Origin of the sequence: Vibrio sp. 10N.222.46.A1 (genome assembly GCF_041473595.1) — a bacterium.
GTDB lineage: Bacteria > Pseudomonadota > Gammaproteobacteria > Enterobacterales > Vibrionaceae > Vibrio > Vibrio tasmaniensis_A.
In genome coordinates, this window is record NZ_JBFRSN010001838.1 from 1 (window position 1) to 302 (window position 302).

Sequence of the window (302 nt, forward strand, 5' to 3'; positions counted from 1 at the left end):
TAGTAACAACATAGAGAAAAGAGGAATGAATATGAAAAATATATTAGTTACGATTGTTGCGTTGTTTACTGGCCTATTGGCGTTATTCACGAGCTTGATTCTTGCTATCCCTTTAGCTATTGCAGCTTTAATCACTGGCAAGCGCATTCAGAATCAAATGAAAAAACAGGGTTTCGCAGCTCACATGAACACACGTCAATCATCTACCAGTGATGCCGGTGTTATTGAAGGTGAATACGAAGACCTTTCAAGCAGAAAGTAATCTAAACTTCAGTTTCAGACATAGTAAAAGAACAACAGAG

The 302-nt window shown here is 37.7% G+C and carries 1 protein-coding gene; it reads left to right on the forward strand.

The window, feature by feature from the left end:
* The first annotated feature begins 31 nt into the window (after positions 1 to 31).
* Entirely contained in the window at positions 32 to 262 is a 231-nt protein-coding gene (locus AB4496_RS29550) for a hypothetical protein (protein WP_009845683.1), read from the forward strand.
* Positions 263 to 302 lie beyond the last annotated feature (40 nt).